Annotated in this window: 19 protein-coding genes; 5 read left to right on the top strand and 14 right to left on the bottom strand. The window is 37.7% G+C overall.

Annotated features, from left to right (window positions below; all coding sequences use genetic code 11):
- Positions 1-18: 18 nt before the first annotated feature.
- The 4 genes from ACPF63_RS04315 to ACPF63_RS04300 all read right to left on the bottom strand — a co-directional run bounded on the left by ACPF63_RS04315 (position 19) and on the right by ACPF63_RS04300 (position 2,764).
- Positions 19-696, bottom strand: a complete 678-nt coding sequence (locus ACPF63_RS04315; RefSeq protein WP_426482098.1) for a response regulator transcription factor — start codon at positions 694-696, stop codon at positions 19-21.
- A 7-nt stretch (positions 697-703) separates the two neighbouring features.
- Complete coding sequence (locus ACPF63_RS04310; RefSeq protein WP_426482097.1) at positions 704-1,348, bottom strand: sensor histidine kinase; 645 nt, start codon at positions 1,346-1,348, stop codon at positions 704-706.
- Positions 1,349-1,422: 74 nt separating this feature from the next.
- A complete protein-coding gene (locus ACPF63_RS04305) occupies positions 1,423-1,959 on the bottom strand; it encodes a hypothetical protein (RefSeq protein ID WP_426482096.1) in 537 nt (178 codons plus the stop codon).
- Positions 1,960-2,053: 94 nt separating this feature from the next.
- Entirely contained in the window at positions 2,054-2,764 is a 711-nt protein-coding gene (locus ACPF63_RS04300; RefSeq protein ID WP_426482095.1) for a hypothetical protein, read from the bottom strand.
- A gap of 205 nt (positions 2,765-2,969) precedes the next feature.
- Here ACPF63_RS04300 and ACPF63_RS04295 point away from each other — a divergent pair, with 205 nt between their 5' ends.
- From ACPF63_RS04295 to ACPF63_RS04285, 3 genes are all read left to right on the top strand, one after another.
- Positions 2,970-3,605: a LysE family translocator gene (locus ACPF63_RS04295; protein WP_426482094.1), complete on the top strand. Its 636-nt coding sequence runs from the start codon at positions 2,970-2,972 to the stop codon at positions 3,603-3,605.
- 176 nt (positions 3,606-3,781) lie between these two features.
- Positions 3,782-4,654 carry a helix-turn-helix domain-containing protein gene (locus ACPF63_RS04290; protein ID WP_426482093.1) on the top strand — a complete coding sequence of 291 codons (873 nt, stop codon included), beginning with the start codon at positions 3,782-3,784 and terminating at the stop codon, positions 4,652-4,654.
- Positions 4,655-4,735: 81 nt separating this feature from the next.
- Positions 4,736-5,458: a siderophore-interacting protein gene (locus ACPF63_RS04285; RefSeq protein ID WP_426482092.1), complete on the top strand. Its 723-nt coding sequence runs from the start codon at positions 4,736-4,738 to the stop codon at positions 5,456-5,458.
- 112 nt (positions 5,459-5,570) lie between these two features.
- Here ACPF63_RS04285 and ACPF63_RS04280 read toward each other — a convergent pair whose 3' ends face one another.
- The 4 genes from ACPF63_RS04280 to ACPF63_RS04265 all read right to left on the bottom strand — a co-directional run bounded on the left by ACPF63_RS04280 (position 5,571) and on the right by ACPF63_RS04265 (position 10,027).
- Positions 5,571-6,149: an NAD(P)H-dependent oxidoreductase gene (locus tag ACPF63_RS04280; protein ID WP_426482091.1), complete on the bottom strand. Its 579-nt coding sequence runs from the start codon at positions 6,147-6,149 to the stop codon at positions 5,571-5,573.
- Complete coding sequence (locus ACPF63_RS04275; RefSeq protein WP_426482090.1) at positions 6,146-7,168, bottom strand: saccharopine dehydrogenase; 1,023 nt, start codon at positions 7,166-7,168, stop codon at positions 6,146-6,148. Before ACPF63_RS04275 ends, ACPF63_RS04280 begins: the two co-directional genes overlap by 4 nt.
- Positions 7,169-7,221: 53 nt before the next feature.
- Complete coding sequence (locus ACPF63_RS04270) at positions 7,222-7,788, bottom strand: Crp/Fnr family transcriptional regulator (RefSeq protein ID WP_077418739.1); 567 nt, start codon at positions 7,786-7,788, stop codon at positions 7,222-7,224.
- A gap of 469 nt (positions 7,789-8,257) precedes the next feature.
- Positions 8,258-10,027 (bottom strand): aminopeptidase P family protein, encoded by a 1,770-nt coding sequence (locus ACPF63_RS04265; RefSeq protein WP_426482089.1) that lies wholly within the window; start codon positions 10,025-10,027, stop codon positions 8,258-8,260.
- Positions 10,028-10,430: 403 nt separating this feature from the next.
- On the opposite strand from ACPF63_RS04265, the gene ACPF63_RS04260 reads away from it, so the two are divergent.
- Both ACPF63_RS04260 and ACPF63_RS04255 read left to right on the top strand, forming a co-directional pair.
- The gene (locus ACPF63_RS04260; protein WP_426482088.1) at positions 10,431-10,868 is read left to right on the top strand and encodes a DUF6526 family protein; all 438 of its coding nucleotides are present in this window, start codon (positions 10,431-10,433) and stop codon (positions 10,866-10,868) included.
- 199 nt (positions 10,869-11,067) lie between these two features.
- On the top strand, positions 11,068-12,174 hold the full coding sequence (locus ACPF63_RS04255; RefSeq protein ID WP_426482087.1) for a DNA topoisomerase IB: 1,107 nt from the start codon (positions 11,068-11,070) through the stop codon (positions 12,172-12,174).
- Between the two features lie 119 nt (positions 12,175-12,293).
- Here ACPF63_RS04255 and ACPF63_RS04250 read toward each other — a convergent pair whose 3' ends face one another.
- The 6 genes from ACPF63_RS04250 to ureG all read right to left on the bottom strand — a co-directional run bounded on the left by ACPF63_RS04250 (position 12,294) and on the right by ureG (position 18,912).
- Positions 12,294-13,184, bottom strand: a complete 891-nt coding sequence (locus tag ACPF63_RS04250; protein WP_180564209.1) for a helix-turn-helix domain-containing protein — start codon at positions 13,182-13,184, stop codon at positions 12,294-12,296.
- Positions 13,185-13,323: 139 nt separating this feature from the next.
- On the bottom strand, positions 13,324-15,570 hold the full coding sequence (locus tag ACPF63_RS04245; RefSeq protein ID WP_426482086.1) for a TonB-dependent receptor: 2,247 nt from the start codon (positions 15,568-15,570) through the stop codon (positions 13,324-13,326).
- Between the two features lie 131 nt (positions 15,571-15,701).
- On the bottom strand, positions 15,702-16,589 hold the full coding sequence (locus ACPF63_RS04240; protein WP_077418504.1) for an urea transporter: 888 nt from the start codon (positions 16,587-16,589) through the stop codon (positions 15,702-15,704).
- A gap of 177 nt (positions 16,590-16,766) precedes the next feature.
- Positions 16,767-17,468, bottom strand: coding sequence for a hypothetical protein (locus ACPF63_RS04235; protein ID WP_426482085.1), 702 nt, complete (start codon positions 17,466-17,468; stop codon positions 16,767-16,769).
- Between the two features lie 16 nt (positions 17,469-17,484).
- Complete coding sequence (locus tag ACPF63_RS04230; RefSeq protein ID WP_426482084.1) at positions 17,485-18,273, bottom strand: urease accessory protein UreD; 789 nt, start codon at positions 18,271-18,273, stop codon at positions 17,485-17,487.
- The gene (gene ureG / locus ACPF63_RS04225; protein WP_045499433.1) at positions 18,274-18,912 is read right to left on the bottom strand and encodes an urease accessory protein UreG; all 639 of its coding nucleotides are present in this window, start codon (positions 18,910-18,912) and stop codon (positions 18,274-18,276) included.
- Positions 18,913-18,960: the final 48 nt, after the last annotated feature.

The raw sequence follows: 18,960 nt of genomic DNA, 5'->3' as shown, positions 1-18,960 counted from the left end.
TTCTTTTTTTGGATAAAACTATTTATCAAATAATACGATTTCGTTCGGATCTATAACCTGATTCTGCACTGCGTAAATAACGAGACCGGCCATATTTTTCACTCCTGTTTTGATCATCAGGTTGGTTTTATGGGTTTCTACAGTTTTGGGAGAAATAAAAAGAGAATCAGCTATTTCCTTAGTGCTGAGCTGCTGACAAACCAGCCGCAGAACATCCACTTCTCTATCGGTAAGCTCATTCTTAGAAAAAGCATGAAACTCCGGAAGCTTATTGGAAAGCTGGCTTCTCATGACATCAATCTGATCATTGGAAAAGTAATGTCCCGTATGGTGAACGGTTTTGATGACGGCCAATAATTCTTCTAATTCAATTTCTTTGGGTAAAAAAGCATGGGCTCCCATTTTCAGCATTTGTCCCATAAATGAACGGCGGTAAAAACTGGAAAGAACAATGATTTTTGTCTCCGTTTCTCTTTTGGCCAGTTCGGACATTACTTCAAGGCCGTCACCATTCGTCATTCTCAGGTCCAGAATCAGAATATCTAAAGATCCGGAATCCTCGGTGAGAAATTGATAGCCGCCTGTTGAGGTCAGCATAACCTGATACTCTCCATTATGATCAATATATTTTTTCAAAAGCTGTACAAACAGCAGGTCATCATCTACAATTCCGATTTTAATTTTTGTGTGTTCCATGTTTATTTTATTGTATGGCCATACAGGCTATGAATTTTGTGCCTTTTTCGGGCTGAGTTTTAAGTTTATAAATAGCTTGAATTTTTTGTGCTCTTGACTGAATATTCCTCAATCCTATACCTCCTGAGTGGGGTTCCATGATAAAACCTCTCCCGTTATCTTCTATGGTCAGCATCAGATAGTTTAGAGATATTCTCAGGGATACATCTACTCTGGTAGCTCCAGCATGTTTGAGAATATTGGTGATCAGTTCCTGAACAATTCTGAAAAGGTTCAGTTTTACCGGACTGCTGATCGGAGCTCTTATCGTAATATGGCGGAAAATGACTTCTATATTTTTATTAATCTGTTCAAGATAGTCTGCAATCAAATCTTCCAGCTCAACTTCATCAAGATCCGGCGGTGTAAGATTATGAGACAATTCCCTTATCAGCTGCATGGATTTTTTTAAATCGCGATTAAGCTCTTCCGGGTTTTTATCCGTAAGATTCAGACGGATGAGATTCAACTGTGAGATAATATTATCATGAAGTTCTTCTGCCAGACGTTCCCTGTCCTGTTCCTGTAAAAGCAGCGTATTCTCCCAATATTCCTTTTTTGTATTCCGGACCAGCTGAGAGACTTTCTTTTTATTTTTCTTTATACTTTTCAAATAATTAATAACCAATAACGTAATGAATAACGTTGTTAAAAAAAATAGTCCAATACCGATCCATATCCACAGAACTATCTGATCCTGATTTTCCCAACGCCACATCCCAGATTAATAAAAGCAATATAAAAAGACAATAGCAAGATGCCTCTAAAAAGCCAGATAGGTGCTACCCAACTCAGATGGTTGCTGATTAAAAAATTAAAGGTCGTGGATATGATGCATTCAATAGAAAAAAGCAGGAAAACAATGACGTTCACGATAAACATATCCCGATCTGCCTTTCCTTCCCTTATGATCTTCATAAAATAAGAGGCGGCATAACTACAAATAATAATACTGGTGATAATATTGGAATAAAAAGTAACCTGTGTATTATCCTGCAAACACAACACATTAATAATCAGTACCAATATTGCATAACCATAGATCATCCACCTTACCTCACGGGAAAGCCGGATGTAGTAGTGGCTATAAATCACAGTAAGAATCATTAAGCCAAAAAACTGGCTCAATATATAGTTGTAAATATTGAGTGTATTTAATTTCATCAGCCGGTCCGCCAAGTCCGTCAGCTCCAGCATGAATTCTCCTGAGAGAAGTATAATCACAGGAAGTTTTGTTTTTATCCCTTCTCTTACCAATACAATCAGTCCTGTACATAAGACCAGGTTAATAATAATTTGTAAATACAGGGATAAACTGTTATACGAAAACACTGGTGCTTTGCTTCAAAAGTTGATAATCATTAAGAGTATCAACGGTAAAAGGAGGTCTTGGAGTAGAATAATTTTCTGCAGTCTCACTCATATGATTAATCGCAAGGCTTTTCACTGTAATAATTTCGATATGATAAGGAAACTCCGGATCTTTTTTCTCCAGATCATCGGTAAGTCCAAAGAAACTGGTACAGGTTTGTCCTCCTGTAATTCCCATTTTATCATAATCTGAAAACGGAATTGAAATCAGCTGAAAAATAGCTTCTGTTTTCTGAGCCTGTATCCATGATGTACCGAACATGTTCCATCTGAAATTACGGTTAATGGCTGATTCAGACGTAATCGGAGGTGAGGTCACTTCTCGGTCATTGCTGCTCTCCATCTTCTCTTCAGGAAATTTGCTTGAAAATTCTTTAATAATGATGGTACTAAAATCGGCATCCTTATCACTTTTAGAATCAATCAGAAAAAATTTCAGCTGCTTCTCATGAATACCTACATACGCATGAATTGTCTTCAATTCTACAGTTCCAAGATTCTGTTTCCATTGTTCAATTTCGTCACCTGAAACACTGAAATGAGTTCCCTGATTTAAAAAATTCAAAATTTCTGCCCCATTTGTATCAATTCCGTTTTTATAAGAATCAATAAGATTTTTCCATTTTCTGATGGCTTCAAAGATGTTTTCAGTAGTCATGATACTATTTATTTGTGAATGATAATTATTTTATGTGTTGAAATTTACAAAAAAAACAGACTGCTATTTATTTTAAATCACATTCAAGTGGAAAATAAAATTTAATTGAGTAAAAATTAATATTTCTGCAATTTTTTATAATATCGGATCAGGGACAGTCTGTATCTTTGTGCCGGGAATACTCCCGTTTAAATAACTACTGTCAATGATTCCATTTCACGAACTTATATTTTTCATCCTGGCTGCACTCATCTTAGTGATCAGTCCCGGTCCTAATATGATTTACCTGATTTCAAAGTCTATAACACAAGGGAAAAAGTCCGGATTTATTTCCTTGGCCGGAGTAGTGTGCGGGTTTTTGTTCCACATTATCATGGTATCTTTTGGTCTGACTGCAGTTTTGCTGGCTGTTCCATTGGCTTATACCGTTCTTAAAGCCCTGGGAACGGTCTATCTTTTATATCTGGCCTATCAGGCTGTAAAACCAAAAAGCAGGAATATTTTTGATGTTGATAAGAATGTTGCTCATGACAGTCCCAAAAAGCTTTTTACCATTGGTTTTTTAACAAATATATTAAATCCGAAAGTGGCTGTCTTTTACCTGTCTTTCTTTCCTCAGTTCATCAAACCTGAGTATGGTTCCGTATTCACGCAGAGCCTTGAACTTGGAGTGATTCAGGTTCTGATCAGCTTCAGCATTAACTTTATCATTGTATTAACTGCTGCAAGAGTTGCCTTATTCTTTTCCAATAATCCGGTCTGGATAAAGATTCAGAAATGGTTTATGGCCAGCGTGTTAACCTATTTAGCGATAAAAATGGCATTTTCAAAAGCAAAATAAAATCCGGAACAGGTTTCTTTCTGTTCCGAATCCCGTTGTATATTCATATAAAATCTGATCTAAAGAAAATATTATCATTATGCACCGCGAATTTGAGATTAATATTCCGGATGTAAAACCGTGAAAATACGTAATTTTACGGTTGCGTATTTATCCTCATCACAACTGGCTTACAGATGAAACAGACTATTCCTACTTACGATTTAAACGGCATTTCTCACCACAGATTCCATGTTAAAAGAATGGATAAACGGACTCAGGATGCTGAAGATATTCTTTTAGACAAAGGAATACACCGGGACAGTCATTACATTTTCACCTGTATGGAAAGCGGTCATGTAAAAATGATGGTAGATTTTAAAACAATTGAATCAAAAGATTCCGGTATTTTCTGTGTATTGCCGGGGCAGGTCCATCAGGGACTTTTGATGAAAGACGTTTGCGGATGGTTTGTAGCTGTAAAAGCGGAACTTGTTCCTGATACGGTACGTGTTTTTTTTGATGAATCTCTGGGTGAAATACAGCCACTGCTTATTGATAAAAAACTCATTAAAAAAATAACCACAACAGCCAGTATGCTTCATGCCTCTTATACAAACGAGATGCTTTCCTCCAAAGAAGGATTTCTGGTTGTTCATTCATTGCTTAATGCATTCCTGGGTATGTTTGCCTTGATTTATTCCCAGAAGAATCTACCTCCTGCTTCCAGTGAAAACCGGGCTTTACAGTTATCGAGAACGTTCAGAAGCTTGGTTCGAAAGGATTTCAAAACCTCGAAAAGTCCATCCGAATATGCGGAAATTTTAAATATCACAAGAGGATATTTGACGGAGGCTGTCCGGGAAGCAACCGGAAAACCTGCACAACACTGGATTCATCAGGAGATTTTAATTGAAGCTAAAAGATTGCTGGTCTTTACGAGCCTAAGTGTAAAAGAGATCGCTTATGAACTGGGATATAGTGACCATACTTATTTCAGCCGTTTATTTTCCAAACTGGAAGACCAATCTCCATCAGAATTCCGGAATCTGCATCAAAACAAACACTAACCACGAATAGTCCAATTATTCCCCCGAAACAGCTATCGGTATTTTCTGATTTTGCAACGTCCTTTGCAATAAAAATGATTTATGCCGAGTTTACCAAAATGGATCAACGACACTGTAGAAAATGTCTGGTCCTCAAAATTTAAAGACTGTACGGTTATCCAGATAGAAAAAATTACGAATGATCTTCGTCTTGTCCGTTTTCAGGCTGACTTACAGGATGTTTCTTACGAACCTGCGTATGCAATAGCGATAAGAATCAATGGCCGCGATTTCCGGAATTATTCTCCCTTCAATTTCAACCAGGAGGCCGGCACTTTTGATGTTCTATTTCACCTTCATGATACATCTGCTGCCGGAAGCCATTTTGTTACCCAGCTTTCTGCCGGAGATTCTATAAAGCTTTTAATGCCCAGAGGAAAACAATTCTTTGCTCCCAACGCAAAAATTCATTTTTCTGTGGGTGACGAAACTTCACTGGGAAGTTCACTTTCGATCAAAGAAGCCGTGGAAGAAAATGGTTCTTTATTCATCTGCCTTCATGAACTGGAAGAATGTTCTGCTCTTGAAAAACTGAATTTATATGGCTATCACAGCCCCAAAAACAATACCATGAGGATGATTGAAGCGCTGAATGATTTTCTGAGGGAGGAAAAAGAAGCTATTTATAATGATGATGCTGTTTTCTACCTCACCGGAAACGGAGAAAGAATGTCTCTGATCAGGAAGTTTCTTAAGGCCAGAGGAGTTTCTCCCAAATGTATAAAATCACAGGCATACTGGATTGAGGGGAAAAAAGGATTGTAAAATGGCAAAACAGCAGTATTTTTACTTTAACAGTGAAACCTTTATCCGGTAATAAAAAATCAATTATTACCGGATAAAGTTATCATCAACTCTACATCTTAAAATTTATAGATTATTTCTGTTTCCTCCCTAATTCCTTCACTTTTCTTAACCATTGAACCCTTTGTTCATCTTTAGAATTCCGGATGATCCCGATATAGGTCAGTTTTACAGGTTTTACACCGCAATATTCCAATATGGATTTTTTAAGCTGATTCACGCTGGGTCTGCCAAAAAACAAACGGTAATACCAGCCCGGCTGATCTAAAGTGGTAATTATATGTGCCGTTTTACCTTTTAAAAGTTTATCCCACCACACAGAATTCTCCCGGTATTTATAAGCCATTCCCGGTAAGAAAAGGCGGTCTATAAATCCTTTCATCAAAGCTGGAAATCCTCCCCACCAGACAGGATGTACCCACACCAAATGGTCAGCCCACCGAATAATCTCCCATGCTTTCATCAGATCCGGTTCCAGTTCCATTCTTTTCTGGTATCCAAACTGCAGATTAGGATTAAAGTTTAAATCTCTTATAACAATTTCCTTTACTTCTGCGCCTGTTTCTGCAGCTCCTGCACTGTAAGCTTCTGCCACGCCAAAGTTGAAAGAATCTTTATTGGGATGCCCGTTGATAATTGCTATTTTTTTCATTGTGTGATATTGATATTGATGGTTTCATAGCTATGAAGCTGTGTCATTAATGATAAAGGCTCATGCAGCTGATGGCTGAAATACACATTATTTTCATGGGGATTTCTCAACAGTTCTTCGGTATGCAGAACAGCAGATAAAGCAGTAAGTTCTGCCTGTCCTTTCATACTTCGTAAGCTCAGTTTCTTCTGACCTTCTTTATCTTTTACCACAATTTCAAACACAGACTGATCTCCGTTTCCACTGGATCCAAAAATCATTTTTCTTTCTTTTAATGATAAAATATTAAAAATTCTAAGGTACTGAAAGGATCCCAGCAGCCATGTAATGAATTTAGAATTATAGGTCATTTTTACACTTACTCCGGGAATTCGTTCCACCTTATTAAGAATATAAAGATCTGGTACATCAAAATTGTAAGCCTTTCTCTCTCCTATTCCAAAAGAGAACTTAAAAGGTTCCGTATCCAGAAAGTGTCTGATAGAGACAGGTCTGTCATTCTTATAATGTACAAAAGGAACGGCTACGTTTTCTGCCATAAAATGAGCTGAACTCTCTCCTGCCAGATCTTTTACCGAATAATAAACAAATACCTTTACTTCCTTAATATCATCTGAACTGGAAAGAGTATTGACCAATCCCGGTACAATTCCGCCCATCCATCCTGAACTGAAAACAATTCTGCTGTTCACGTCTGCTTTTCCGGCAATAGCATAAGCTTTTACCAAGGCCGGAGTAGGCTTGGTGATATCCAGATAATCTATATGATGAGCAATCGCAAAACGAAGTATATGATCTTCTCTATCATTCACAGAAAGAATGATGAGGTTTATTTTTTTTTCCAGAATAACCTTAAAAGAAGCAGGATCTGTAACGTCGATTCTCAGGTCTTTATCCGTTTGTCCACCTTTTCTTCCTCCAATAAAAATGGTAAGATGAGGGTTTCTTGATTTCATAATGCGGGAAATAGTTTTTCCAACCAATCCATTTCCTCCAATGATTAAAATATTTTGCTCCATAACTTTTTTTGACAAAAGTATAGCGCTCCCATTTCAATGAACAGGACAAATGTCTAAAAAGAAACTTCCTTTCTGATACGACTCAAATGCCGCTGTGTAATTCCCAGGTAAGAAGATAAATACTGTAATGGAATTTTCTGAATATAATCAGGATAATTTTCAAGAAGTGCTGCATACCTTTGGCTCGCACTGTCTCTCTGAAGCTGAAAAAATCTTCTTTCCAGTTCAAGATATTCCTGTTCAGCAATAATTTTTAAAAACTGGGTCCAGTTCAGTGCATCCTGAACCAGAATATCCATTTTTTCTTTTTTCAGGATCAATAATTCTACATCGGTAATAGCCTGAATACTTTCTTTACTGAGACATCCTGAAATAAATGATGAATAAGCCGCAATCATCGTACTCGGAAACTTGAAACAATAAGTCATATCTTTTCCGTCACCGGAAGTATAGAAAGACCGGAAAATTCCGGAGTTTATGAAAGCTACTTCTCTACACCGCTCGCCTTCCTGTACGAAAAAGTCATTTTTATTCAGCTTACGGATTTCGAAAAGTTGTAGAAACTCTTCAATTTCGTTCTCTGAAAACAGATTAAAGCTTCGAAAATAATCCTGTATCATCATTCTTAAAAATAAGGGTATTTTAATGAATCACGAAAATAGATAAAAGATGAATGCAACATGCTTTATAAACGCAAAGTTTTCATTTTTTCTAAGATTTTATTTTAAGTGAGCAAAGCTGAGATCAATTTCATTGATCCTTTTTAAGCGAATGTATAGCCATGCAAGTTTCAATTGAGAACAAAAAAAATCACCTCAGGACGAGATGATTTACCGTTTTGAATTTACTTGAGTTATTTATGAAGATATGAATGATGTTTTGTTGGGACAAAGATAGGTCAACGCCGTTTTTTATCAATCAGTAGAATCCCTAGAATTATATCCGTAAAAATACGGTTGTACAAAAAGAAAAGCCCTGCAGGAAATACCTTACAGGACTTTGGTTTATCTAACAATTCTTTTGTTTAATGTTTAAAGCTCAAGATATAAAGTGATGATTTCATTAACTTTAAACCCTGACTAATCTTTATTAAAGAGGGCTTACCAATTGCAGGAACCAGTCTTTAACTTCTCCTTCCAAATAAGGAGCGAGCTTTGCTTCACACGTTTTATGGTAACCATTCAACCATGCGATTTCACTTTCTGAAAGGATTTCTTTCACTACAGTATCTTTGAAGAACGGGCAGAATGTTAAGGTTTCAAATTCATAGAATGTTCCGTGAATTGTTTTTTCTGCTTCTTTTACTGCGATCAGGTTTTCATGACGGATTCCATAATGTCCTTCAAGGTAATATCCAGGTTCGTTTGAACATACCATTCCCGGAAGAAGTTCCTGAGGGTTCAGGTCTTTTCTGATGTTTTGGGGTCCTTCGTGTACATTCATGAAGCTTCCTACACCATGTCCTGTTCCGTGGTTGAAGTCTTTACCTTCCATCCATAAAGGAAGTCTTGCGATAGCATCAAGGTGCACTCCTTTTGTTCCTTTTGGGAATTTTACCATTGATAAACGGATCAATCCCTGTAATACCAATGTTGAATTTCTTTTAAACTCATCCGAAGGTGTTCCTAAGGCAAAAGTTCTTGTAATATCTGTAGTTCCTTCAAGATACTGACCTCCTGAATCTACCAGGATTGTTTCCTCATTGGTTACGTCTTTGCTTCCTTCTTTTTTGGCAGAATAATGCATGATGGCACCATTATCTTTATATCCCACGATAGAACCGAAGCTTTCTCCGACAAAATTTTCACCTTCTGCACGGAATCCTCTTAGTTTCTGTCCGATAGAATATTCATTCATCGTTTCTTTTCCTGCATTGTGAGTTAACCAATAAAGGAATTTTACCATAGCGACTCCATCTCTTACCATTACTTTTCTGAACCCTTCCAGCTCAGCTTCGTTTTTCTGGGCTTTCATCAAATTACCAGGAACCGGAGCTTTGATAAACTGGTTGTCAGTTTTTAAAGTTTCAAAAATCTGTTGATTGCTGTTTGGAGAAACCAGTACTTTTTCATTTTTAAAGGTCTTCAGGTAATTGTAGAATTCTTCGTAAGGCATCATCTTCACAAAGGAATCATCCATTTGTTTTCTTGCTCCTACTTCCATTTTTTCTAATCCTGTAAATAGAACAGCATCGTTTTTAGTAATCACAATATATCCTAAAAACACAGGATTGCTTTCTACATCACTTCCTCTCAGGTTAGCCGTCCATGCTACGTCATCCAGACTTGATATGATATGTACGGTAGCTTCCTGATCTTCCATTTTCTGACGGATGGCAGCAATTTTATCAGAGACGGATTTTCCCGCTCTTTCTACCGGATGTACGAAAATAGGGTTAGCAGATGGCGTTCCTCTTTCTTTCCAAACTTCTTTTAAAAGCGGAAAATCTACCAGCGTAATATTTTTTGAATTAAATTTCTGAGAAAGCAGTTCCCAGTTTGCATTAGAGGCTGCTAAAGCATTTACAGCCACTTTACCTCCTGAAGGGATTTCTGAAATAATCCAGTCGATATAGTTGGGAGTTCCTTCCATACCGTCTTTGAAAAGATCAATACCTGAACCATCCAGCTCGATAGCAGCTTGTGTAAAGTATCTTCCGTCTGTCCAAAGTCCGGCTTTGTCTTTGGTAACTACCACAAAACCAGCAGAACCTAAGAAACCTGACAACCAAGCTCTCTCCTGCCATTCTTCGGGAAGGTATTCGCTCATATGCGGGTCTGCAGAATATACTATAAATGCATCAACATTATTTTTCTGCATTTCTTCACGAAGCGCAGCAACTTTTTCCTTTGAAGTCATTCTTTTCTTTTTTAAACACCGAAAGTTACGAAAAATTTGAAGTTGGAGCTGAAATCTAACGGCTATTTTACTTAATAATCTGTTATTTTATCCCGAATTCTTTTTGAAGAGATCTGCAGTTTAATTTTATATGTTTTTGTATTAAAAGACATTGATTATTTACCCTCTAAAGTCACAAAATCTTTTTTAATATTCTGTTTTTTAAATGACAATCCTTGTGTTTGAAAAGTATATTTAAGCTTTCTGACACTTAATACATGTAAATGGATTGGGAATAAATTTATAATTTAAAAACATTAAAACCTTAAACATATTTGATAAAACAAATCATTTTCATCTAAAAAAAACTACCACATTATCAAAATAATAAATTTTTGGAAAGATTATTGCTGTATTCAACTCCATGAAACAGCAGAACTACAATAACCACAGGAAGTTTTATCCACCTCATCATTTTATTTACCTTCCTTTACTCATCCTGTTAGAGATTTTCGGAATTTATAAAATCTGGGATGATCCTGGAAATCAGCTGATCTGGATTTTATTTTCTATTGTGATTTTTCTGCTTTTTTATCTGGCGTTTATGACGCGGCAGCATTATGCATTGGGGCTTCAAAACCGAATGGTAATTCTGGAATTTCAACAGCGGTATTTTGAAATCTTCAATAAAAGATCGGATGAAACTGTTGAAAAACTAAGATTTGATCAGATTGCTGCATTGAGATTTACCTATGACGATGAGTTCAAAGAGCTTTTATACAGAGCTCTTCACGAAAACATCTCAGGAGATGAAATTAAACGGTCTATAAAAAAATGGAGGGCTGACCGACTCAGAATCTAACACCTCAACAAAATATATGGTTATGAAAAAGTGGAGCTTTTACAGTATTATGATATTAAGTTTGTTGACACTAACAAGTTGTGAAGCAGTAGAAACAATTTTTAAGGCAGGAATGTGGTGGGGAATTCTCTTAGTCTGTATAATAGTAGGGATTCTTTTACTGATTTTTTCGAGGGGTAAAAACTCTTAACCATGCTTTATGGAGAAGAATACAGATCTGGAGATGATTTCTCACCTTAAGCCTTCAAAAATTGTTAAAATAATGAAGGACCCGGAAGCTTCTGCAAAGGCGGTACATCTTGTATATGCCACCGATGCAGAGACCGCCGGAATTACCCGTAAGAAAACAGGAAAGAAATATTCCTATTATAAAGACGGTGAAAAGATCAAGGATAAGGAAGAAATTACAAGAATCAACAGCCTGGTACTTCCGCCTGCCTGGGAAAATGTATGGATCTGCGCCCTTGACAACGGGCATCTTCAGGCAACAGGCTTTGACATCAAAAAAAGAAAACAATACCGCTACCACCCTCTTTGGAGCGCTTTAAGAAATCATACGAAATTTTACAGAATGCTTCAGTTCGGATATGCGTTACCGGAAATGCGGCTGAATATAGAACAGGATCTTGCTTTGAGAAATTTTGAAAAGCGAAAAATTCTGGCTTTAATTGTGAGCCTTATGCAAAGAACCAATATCCGTATTGGTAATACTATTTATGAAAAACTGTACGGTTCTTTTGGACTGACTACTTTAAAGGATAAGCATGTCAAGGTAAAAGGACAGAAAATTACGTTCTCTTTTAAAGGCAAAAAAGGCATTATGCATAACGTTGACCTTAGAAGTAAGAGGCTGGCAAGACTTATTCAGAAATGTAAAGATATTCCGGGAAAGGAACTTTTTCAATATTTTGATGATGAAGGAAACCGCCATTCTGTGGATTCAGGTATGGTGAATGACTATATAAAAGAGATCAGCGGCGAAGATTTTACGGCTAAGGATTTCAGGACCTGGTCTGGAACGGTAAGTGCTCTGATCGCTTTTAAAGAGATCGGGTATGCAGAAAATGATACTCAATATAAAAAGAAAGTAAAAGAAGCCCTGGAGATCGTTGCAGAAAACTTAGGAAATACCTCGGCTGTCTGCAGAAAATATTATGTTCATCCTTTAGTTATTAATCTTTACGAAAACAATACCATCAAAAAATACCTTGACGAACTGGAAATTATAGAAGAAAATGATGGAAAAGCTGATCTGACAAAAGAGGAAAGGCTGGTTCTGAAAATTCTTGAAAATGAGAGGATGTGAGAAGATGGAAGAAAGGAAGCAGGGAGATGGAAGTTCTGAAATCAAATCCCGAACTTTCAACTCATTTTGATCAAGCTTCTGCAATACTTCCAGCATCCGGCTTCCTACTCCCAGCCTTATTATATTGAAATCCTGTTGTTATTCAAAAACTGTATTCTGTATTCCTTTGGAGTAATACCTGCAATTTTTTTGAAAAGCTGGGTAAAATGGGAAGCAGTATGAAAATTCAGTTCGTAAGCAATTTCAGCAATATCTTTACTGGAGTGAAGTAATGCTTTGCTGTAATTGATATCTATCTCATTGATCCACTGTTTTGGGGATTTCTGGGTAACACCTTTTACACATTTATTCAGGTAGCTTTCTGTTACCGACAGTTTATCGGCATAGAACGCCACTCTCTTTTCTCCCACATGATATTTAAACAAAAGATCCCGAAACTGAAGGGACAATTCCATAGGACGTGTCGCAGATTTGTGATGGGTATCAGAATCTGTGCTCAGCATTTTGATTAAAATAAGATGAAGCATCGTTACTACTACATCATTGATATTGAGATTATTTAGCCACAACTCCTGCTCCATGATAGGAAGAAGCTGGGTAATGGTTCCATAAGTCAGGCTGTCCAGATTCAGGAAAGGAGTCATGAAAAAGATACTGCTTTTATGCTTTGGCAGTTCCTGTTCAGACAGGATATTATTTTCATAAGCCAGGAAGAAACCTTCAATATCATCAGATAATTCTACGGTTGCCGTGATGGTTCCTTGTTTGATAAAGATAACCCCGCCTTTCCCAGCATGATATTCTTTATTTTCAAGATATTGTCTGATATGACCGTTGGTAACGAAAATGATAAAATTAAACGTTGTACGATACGGAATGACCGGCATCAGAATGCCTTTAAGGTAATTTTCTATCCGATAGAGCTGTATATCAGCATTATTGGCTAATATCCTGTCCGTAATATTCGGAAGAAAGAGTTTTTTATATTGAAAATTGGATAGAACTTCCATATCCTTTTTATGATTATTTAAAGTTATACAAAATATTTTTAAGACTCAATATTGAATCAGTGGAAAGTAAAAGGGCAAAAGCAACTCCCGCATCCAGCAACCTCCTCTCTCACCACTTTATACTCTCCCACTCATTCATTTAGAACTTATAATACACTCCTACCCTCACTCCAAAAGGACTTCCCGGTGTATAAGTAAGATCTGTAATAGGTTCTGCTTCTCCTTTCAACTGCGTTTCTGTTGCAAACTGGGCTTCATTCCATTTTACATTGAAAAGGTTGTTAAGCTGAACATTTGCACCCCATTTCTGGCGGTTATAAGAAAGCATTAGATCATTTACAAAGTAAGCTTTGGTTCTGATACTGTTATCCTCTACTGCTGGTCTTGCTCCCAGATATCGGTATTGAAGTCCTAAAGAAAAGCCATCCAGGAAATCCCAGTTTACAGATCCTGTACTGGTTACTACAGGAGCCAGCGGAACGTAATCCTGTCCTTTTTCTTCTTCGGTAAATCTTGCATGGGAATAATTGATATCGGCATTCAGATAAAAGTTTTCCAACGGCTGGAAACGAACTCCAAGATCGGCCCCGAAACGTCTTGACTTTCCGGAAGGTTCTACTACAGCATCATCTCCTACATAAACAAATTCCTGCTGCAGATCCATATACCATAATGCCGGAGTAATAATCAATGATTTGAACGGATGTAATCTCACCCCAAAATCTGCTCCAATAGAATATGGAAGGGTATTTTCGTTTTTATTGGGAACGACTACTCTCAGGTCATTGGAGTGGAAGCCCATCCCTGTTTTCAGAAACCACATCACGTTATCATTCTGAGCGTAGGAGAAATTCAATTTCGGGCTTAGTCTTGTTGCTTCTTTTGACTGTCCGGACGGCAATTGTTCTACATCCAGCAGATTATGCATGTTAAAGATAAAATGATCTACTCTCAAAGCAGGGTTAATGGTCCATTTTCCTGTCTTCCATACCAATCCTGAGTAAGCATGAAGGTTGGTTTCCGTCCCTGTCACATCGGATAATCTGTCAAGCAGCATATCTCTGTGATACACATGGTTAAGCTGTAAAGTATTGATATCATCATTCCTTAACCCTATTCCAGAAGTCCAGTTTAAAGAACTATTAGCCAGGGCAAAAGTTTTGGTATATTTCACTTCGGCACCGTAGATATTTCTTCCGTCGGTCTGCTGAATTTCATCTCCATGATCTTTATCTTTTAAATTAAAGGTAAAATCAGAATACAGATTGAAATTATACTTTGAATAGAAAGCCATGGCATCAATCTGCTCAGAAGGAGATATAATGTGCTTGAAATTCATCTGAAGATTTGTTCTGGAAGTTTTTCCGCCTTCCGTAGGGTCTATACTTCCCCATCTGCCAATGATTCCTTCATCTACGGCACGTTCCGGAATCTGTCCGGAAGCATTCCATGAAGAATTGAATGTTGAAAACTGAATATTGAAATAGTCTTTATCAGTTAACCATTGGTTGTATTTCCCGAAGATGTTAACTCTGTTGAAATTCTGTTTTACATCAAAAGGGCCGTCTGTATAGTTGTATTCTGCTGCGATATAGGCATTTTTTCTTCCCAGATCATCATGCAGAATATTGAACATTCCCAAAACTCTTTTTGAATTGAAAGAGCCTCCTTCCAGTTTAATCATACTGTTTTTCAATCCATTATAGGTCTGAAAATCTACATATCCTGCCGTATTGAAATCACCGCGATCCATATAATAGGCTCCTTTTCCGAAGTCAATATTGTTTACCGTTTCAGGAATCACAAAGTGTAAATCTGAGTATCCCTGACCATGGGCATGAGAAACGATATTCACCGGCATTCCGTCCACATTAACGCTGACATCGGTACCGTGATCGGCATCAAATCCTCTTAAAAAAAGCTGTTCGGCCTTTCCTCCTCCGGCATGCTGTGCAATAAACAATCCCGGAACTTTTCTCAATAAATCCTGCGCTGAGTTTACCGGAAATTTATTCAGATCAACCTTGGTAATGGCTGATAAAAATGAACTGTGATTGATGGCAACTTCAGAAATCTGAAAAGGCTTATGCTGTAAAAAAATAACTTTATTTTTATCTTCATCGCTGGTCACCACCCATTTTACCTCATCATATCCCTGACGGCTGATCACAAGGGTATCAGGAAGTGATTTTACAGGAATGGCAAATATACCATCTGCCGCGGTATGAGTATGGCTGTTCCCGTGGTCATATTTTACCAAAGCATCTGCAATGGGAAATTTGTCATCTGCATCTTTGATCAGCAACTGTTTTTCTGCTTCCTGCGCCATCATTTTTCCACTGAATGCCATAACCAGAAATACGGCTGCTATTTTTGTTATTTTCATTTTTTATTTGTTTGTATAATGTATTAATGATTTTAGAAGTTAAATGAAAGACAAGTGAATCATCAGTCATTCGTAGGAGAACTTTAAACTTTAAACCTTGAACGTTAAATTTTGAACTCCCTTCTAAAACTCTATTCTTTAGTTTTAAGAAATACTTTCTGAATTAAAAGCGTAATCCACGTTCCGGCTACGAATGGAAAAGTAAATACTCCACCCACGATATCTAAACAATGATTGTCAATCAAAAGATCATCAATGGCAATCGTGATAAGAACGGCAATAAGTACCCATAAACCATCTGTTTTTTTAACTCCGGAAAAAGCAATTGCTGAAAGCACGGCATTAAAACCAAATAATCCCATGTGAATTTCTTTAATAGGTTCTCCGTTCAACTGTGATAATCCTGCACCAAGAATAGATGCTGCCAGCCCATATAAAGCGGCTATGGGAGAACTGATGAAAACGGCAAGAAAGAAAATCATTCCTGAAAGTACTCCACCCTGAAATATTACTTCGCCAAAACCATTGGTACAGGCAAGAAAATCATCATATTCTGTGGGCACCACTTCACTGCTCAACATCGCAGATGGCGGGATATGCGTAAAATGATGGAGTGCAAATACCAATATCCATGTAATGATAATGAAAGGAAAGGTAAACACCGGAATTTTCTTCTGAATAAAGAAATGCTGAATAACAGCTGCCAATGCTCCACCCAACACTATTAAAATCCAGATCAGCAATGTAGTTTCAAATAGAAAGGACAACGCTACTCCTACAAGTGCCGCACTGAAGCCGTAAAGCCCGGCATTGATTTCAGATTTAGCATAGTTAAGTTTCATGGCAGTAAAAGTTCCGGCCGCCGTTGAAAGCAATACTGCAATCCCGCACTGCCAGCTTCCCATAAAGATTCCTGTAAGAAACAGAAGTCCTGTCCATCTGTTTTCCTGAAGCATAATCTGTCCGATTCCTTTCAAAACATGGTCTATAAAAGGTAGTTTTTTGAAAAATTCGTTCATAGTTTTTTTGTATAATGTATTTTGTACAATGTAAAATGTATTGATGATTTGAGTGAGACAGTAAAAGTAATAGCTGGAAGCTAGAAGTTGGGAGCAGGAAGTGGGACTCTACCCTAAAACTCTCATTCTCTCTGACCTTCCAACTCTACCACTCTTACCCCGAATCCCGAAACTCGTTTACCATCCAAGAAAGACCATTCCAACCCCGCAAACGGTTACCACAGCTCCGCTCACCACTCCCATATATCTTTCCAGCTTTTCAGTATTGAATAGTGTTGAATAACCATAACGTCCCAGAAGAACCATTCCAAGCATTGTCAGGACGGTAGTTATGGTGAAAGACGTTACCAGAACAGCAATTTCAGACATTGAATGTTTTACTCCCGAATAGAATAATAAAGGAATTAAAGGTTCACTGGGTCCCATTACGAAAATCATAAAAAGTACAAGCGGAGTCACTTTTATTCTTTTTTGAGGCATTACCACTTCACTATGATTATGTTCGTATACATAAACATCATCACCCATTACATCAAAATGCTTATGAGGCTTGTTTCTGATGGCCTGAATGAGACCATATACCAGATAAACGCCTCCAAAAATAAGCAGTGCCCATCCTGAGAAATTTCCTCTGATATCCTGAAACCAGGAGATCTTATTGAGCTGCCATCCAAGGAAAACCCCGATAAAGCCTAAAATCAGAGAACTGAATACGTGTCCGAAACCGCAGACAACCGTTAATACTGCTGTTTTCATTCCGCTCCATTTCTTGGATTTTGAAATCACAATGAATGGCAGGTAGTGATCCGGCCCTGAAGCGGTGTGTATGAAACTTATTGAAACGGCACTCAAAAGAAGCGCCCAAACTGTACTATCCATTTTTTACTTTTTTGTTTTACTCGAGTGACCAGAGAATTTCCTGAATATACAGGAAGAAGTTGTACATCAACTCTCCTCCGTGTCCCAAAGCTCTTACGACAAAACCATTGTCATCCATTGCAGAGACTCCGACTTCCATTTCTTCATGATGCTGTGCCGCTGCTTCAACGATCTCTTCAATCAATCCATTCTTGTCTACATTTCCCTTCGTACTATAGAAGATCAGGGTTCCCTGGTGGGTATACTGTTCCAGATTTCCGATACTGCTGATCGGGATCATATCAGGCTGAATGAGAACATTATCTTTCACTATCAGCTTATTGTTGTGGTAGATTTCCATCACATTCTGAAAACGCCTCAGTTTAAAAACTTCTCCATAATGTTTTCTTCCGCAGGTAATAATCTCACTGATGATGATCTGGCTGTTGTTCCCGATATGAATATTCGCTTTGCTCTTAAAATTGGAATCTTCATGTGGAACTATGGGATGAGGAACGTAAGCAAAAGAGGTTTCATCTTCCATAGAAACATTAAGCTCCTGAAGTGCTTTATCCTTCATATTGAAAAGCCTCTGATAGGATTGTGACTGCAGCTGAAGCGCAGCACCTTTTTCAAGAGCAACCTCCAGATGGTAGTGGTCTCCATCCAGAATTCCCGGAGAGGAGCTCATCACCATCTGATAGAGTTTTTTGTCACTTTTCCGCTGCCCTACAGAAACCACTCTGAAAGGAAGTGAGACATAAAGGTTTTTCACATAGGATTCTCCTCCCTTAAATCCTGCGATAATATTTAAACGACTGTCCATTTATCTTACTAAGTTCGGTTCTTCAATTTCCTCGAGAAGAGCATATTTTTTAATCCAACCTATTACTTTGTCCAGTCCTTCATCTGTTTTTAGGTTTGTAAATACAAAAGGATTTCCTTTTCTCATTCTTCTGGCATCATTTTCCATTACTTCAAGGCTGGCTCCTACATACGGGGCAAGGTCTATTTTATTGATAATTAACAAGTCTGATCTTGTAATACCAGGACCTCCTTTTCTAGGAATTTTCTCTCCTTCTGCTACGTCAATAATGAAGATGGTAACGTCTGCAAGGTCCGGGCTGAATGTCGCTGAAAGGTTATCACCTCCACTTTCGATAAGAACCAGTTCAATTTCAGGGAAACGTGCTGCAAGCTCATCTACGGCTTCAAGGTTCATACTTGCATCTTCGCGGATGGCAGTGTGTGGGCAGCCTCCTGTTTCTACTCCGATAATTCTGTCATGGGGAAGAAGACTGTTTTTTGCCATAAATTCAGCATCTTCTTTCGTATAAATATCATTCGTGATTACTCCAAGGTCATACTTTCCGAATAATTTTCTGCTTAAACGTTCCAGTAATGCAGTTTTTCCTGAACCTACAGGTCCTGCAACTCCTACTTTTATATATTTTCTATTTTCCATTTTTTTAAAATTTTAATTGTTTTTTAACGCTATGGACGCTAAGTTTTT

It is taken from the genome of Chryseobacterium sp. R2ACT005 (assembly GCF_049949215.1).
In the GTDB taxonomy this organism is placed as follows: domain Bacteria; phylum Bacteroidota; class Bacteroidia; order Flavobacteriales; family Weeksellaceae; genus Chryseobacterium.
This window is presented reverse-complemented; position numbering and strand designations above follow the sequence as displayed.